The 3,268-nt window shown below is 45.6% G+C and carries 4 protein-coding genes; 3 read left to right on the forward strand and 1 reads right to left on the reverse strand.

The window, feature by feature from the left end; genetic code table 11:
• A partial coding sequence (locus Q0241_RS06740) for an O-antigen ligase family protein (protein WP_299375045.1) occupies window positions 1-856 on the reverse strand: 856 nt, incomplete at its 3' end.
• 193 nt (window positions 857-1,049) lie between these two features.
• Between Q0241_RS06740 and Q0241_RS06745 the strand changes: the two genes are divergently transcribed.
• The 3 genes from Q0241_RS06745 to Q0241_RS06755 form a co-directional block, all read left to right on the forward strand.
• Window positions 1,050-1,688 (forward strand): hypothetical protein, encoded by a 639-nt coding sequence (locus Q0241_RS06745; RefSeq protein ID WP_299375048.1) that lies wholly within the window; start codon window positions 1,050-1,052, stop codon window positions 1,686-1,688.
• 157 nt (window positions 1,689-1,845) lie between these two features.
• Window positions 1,846-2,898 carry a tRNA preQ1(34) S-adenosylmethionine ribosyltransferase-isomerase QueA gene (gene queA / locus Q0241_RS06750; protein ID WP_299375051.1) on the forward strand — a complete coding sequence of 351 codons (1,053 nt, stop codon included), beginning with the start codon at window positions 1,846-1,848 and terminating at the stop codon, window positions 2,896-2,898.
• The coding region (locus tag Q0241_RS06755) for a tRNA guanosine(34) transglycosylase Tgt (protein WP_299375054.1) at window positions 2,895-3,268 on the forward strand (374 nt) is incomplete at its 3' end. The genes queA and Q0241_RS06755, both read left to right, overlap by 4 nt.

Consider the following 3,268-nt stretch of genomic DNA (forward strand, 5'->3'; position numbering starts at 1 on the left):
CCCGAGCAGAATCAAATCCCCATCCTCTTAAAGGATTATCCAAAATCTGACTGCTGACATAATCCCAGATAAAAAACCGATGTTTCGCAGAAAAGGGAATGGACTGTGAAGATTGCGCATCATAAAGCGGCTCTACAAAGCGGGTCGCAAAAGGCATCGCGAGTACTGAAACAATCATAACTACGGGCAAGACCTTAAATCCCACCTTGGGACACAGGTAAAAAATGAAATACCACACCGTTGCCAGAACAACAGCCAGAAGTGAGCTCTCGCTTGGGGCAAAATACAATAAACCAAGTGGCAAAACGGGGAAAACCACTCGCCATACAAACGATAACTTTTTGGCATAAAGAGCAACGACGACCCATAAGGATATACCAAGAAACGAGGCCCCCCTGTTAAACCGCGAGAGGTTCATGGCCGCATCAAGATCTTTGCCCTTTATGGTTTTTGTAATAGGTGCATTTAATGTTGATTCAATAACCAACAGAAGACCAGCTAGAATCAGCCCTATTAAAAGAGCTTTTGCGATGCGCTGTTTGGTTTCAAGGCTTTGTGCTTCGACGGCATTTAACAACAACAGGCCAGTGATCGTTACCCCGATCAAACGCACATCAAGTTTAAGCGCCTCCAGAGGGTTAATCGACCATAGAGACGCAAGAGAAACCCAAGCAAAAAAACCGCCCGCCAAGCACAGTTGCCTTTTGGTAAAAGAAGGCAAGGTCCTGTTTTCGGAATAGCCGAGAATTGCGGTTAAGACACCAACAAGACTGACCAAAGGAACCAAAGCGTTAGAGCTAAAAATACTGACGATGGGGACAGCGAAAAAAAACAGTCGCAAAAGGTGACTATTCATGTACTCAACATTTCTTGTAACAGGCAGAAAAACAAGCGTTATCTATAGACAGCTTTTGCTGACCTGTACAGCCATCAAGAACTGGAATGTTTACGATATGACACATTATGTGACGCAATCTGTCGCATCCACTAAAACAATCCAATACTATAATATATAGCTACCTCTTTCATATGATCACAGAGCCCCTGCTATGCCTGACTTTAATCCATACCTACTAACCACCCCCAGTTCATTGGCTCAGGCTATGAAGCTTCTCCACACAGAGGGCGTTGCAGCTTTTCCTCTGGTTAATCATGACGGCTGCCAAAAGATGCTTGCCGCTGTTAACAATCTACCATTTCGTGCCTGTACGCCGGTTGTTGGCCCCAAAGGGAAAGAAGTTGAACAGGACTTTGAAATCGCCATGAATTTTGATCAAGCAAGTATTCTTGATGATTATCAAGCTGCGTTTGAGAAACAAATTAATCAGGCTTTTGCTCTCATGGAACCGTCGCCCTATGCGCTGCCTTTTTCCTTTAATGACAAAGCAGCCCTTGTTTATAAAGAAGGATCAAAAGGCATTACGCCACACAGAGACCTGCTGTGTTTTGAAGCCATTATTGCAATTTTAACATTATCAGGGGAAGCAGGTTTTTATATCTGCGATGATCGAGAAAAAAATAATTCTCGTCGATATTCCGCTGAACCCGGTGTTATGATCCTAATGCGCGGACGCAATTTTGCCGGTCTTGAACAGCGCCCTTATCACTACGTAGAGGGCGTTTCAAAAGAGCGTATAGGATATGGCCTCAGGTACAATGTTAAAGAGCCAGTAGAAAAAGCCACGTAAGGGACGAGTAGTTCAACTCTTTTCAGCAGACTATTCCCACAAATCATAGCTGTTATCAATGCTCAGACCTTTGCGTCTTTGGCTTTCTTCTGCTACCTATCGGCTCGATTTGCTCTGGTATTATTAAAAATACTCAAAGAGCCACAGGAATAGATGAATGAAAACCGATCTCTTTGACTTTGAACTGCCTCGTGACGTCATTGCTCAGCGCCCGGAAAACCCGCGCGACATGGCGAAACTTCTCTCTGTTGGAAACAATCTGACTGATCACAGAATGATTGATCTTCCGGATTTAATTCACCCCGGAGATTTACTGGTTTTTAATGACACCAAAGTGATCCCGGCCCGCCTGAAAGGAAAACGGGGTGAAGCAGGCGTTGAGGTCACACTTCACAAGCAAGAACCACCTTCAGCGGATGGTGGTGCGCGGTGGTGGACCTTTGCCAAACCTGCAAAAAAACTAAAGCCGGAAGATATTGTCCGTTTTGCAGATGGCTTTAGCGCAAGGGTAGAAAACAAACTGGATGGCGGTGAAGTTCTCCTGAACTTTGATCTTACTCCCGAAGAGCTTTACCCCCACCTGGAAGAGTATGGCAAAATGCCTCTGCCTCCCTATATCCAACGAGAAACAGGGTCAGACAAGCAGGATGCAGAAGATTATCAAACCCGTTTCGCCAAACATCGTGGTGCTGTGGCTGCACCAACAGCCAGTTTGCACTACACTGATCGTCTGATGTCCGCTTTGGATGCCAAAGGCATTGAACATATCACGCTTACTCTACACGTAGGCGCGGGCACTTTTCTCCCGGTCAAAGTTGACAACCTTCGTGATCATAAGATGCACAGTGAAATTGGTTATCTTGACCAGACAACAGCGGACCGCATTAACCAGATACGGGAAAAAGGCGGGCGCATTATTGCCGTCGGGACAACAGCCCTAAGATTGCTTGAAAGTGCCGCTGATCAAAATGGAACCCTTCACCCTTTTGATGACGAAACGGATATTTTCATTACCCCAGGCTATAAATTCAAAATTGTCGATCTTTTGCTCACCAATTTTCACCTGCCAAAATCAACACTTTTTATGCTGGTTTCAGCCTTTGCAGGTCTTGATCGGATGCGCAATGCTTACCAACACGCCATAAATAATGGCTATCGTTTTTATTCCTACGGAGACTGTAGTCTGTTACAGCGTGAGGACCAACTATGAGTAATACCCCAAAATCTGGCACTAAATTTGGATACGAACTGCAGGCAAAAGATGGTCTTGCACGTCGCGGTGAAGTTACAACCGCTCATGGCACATTCCAGACCCCTGCATTTATGACTGTTGGAACTGCTGGAACCGTCAAGGGACTAACCCCGGATCAGTTGAGAACAACAGGTGCAGAAGTTGTATTGGGCAACACCTATCACCTAATGCTGCGCCCAACAGCAGAGCTGGTTGATCGCCATGGCGGACTGCACAAATTCATGAACTGGCCACACCCGATCCTTACAGATTCAGGTGGTTATCAGGTTATGTCTCTTTCTGGCCTGCGGAAAATCACGGAAGAAGGCGTTAAATTTCAATCCCATAT

The organism is uncultured Kiloniella sp. (assembly GCF_937128705.1).
GTDB lineage: Bacteria > Pseudomonadota > Alphaproteobacteria > Kiloniellales > Kiloniellaceae > Kiloniella.

What these genes read in the sequence shown, in the direction of transcription:
- Q0241_RS06745 (WP_299375048.1), top strand. Translation starts at nt 1,050, where the DNA reads ATGCCTGACTTTAATCCATACCTACTAACCACCCCCAGTTCATTGGCT.
- queA (WP_299375051.1), top strand. Translation starts at nt 1,846, where the DNA reads ATGAAAACCGATCTCTTTGACTTTGAACTGCCTCGTGACGTCATTGCT.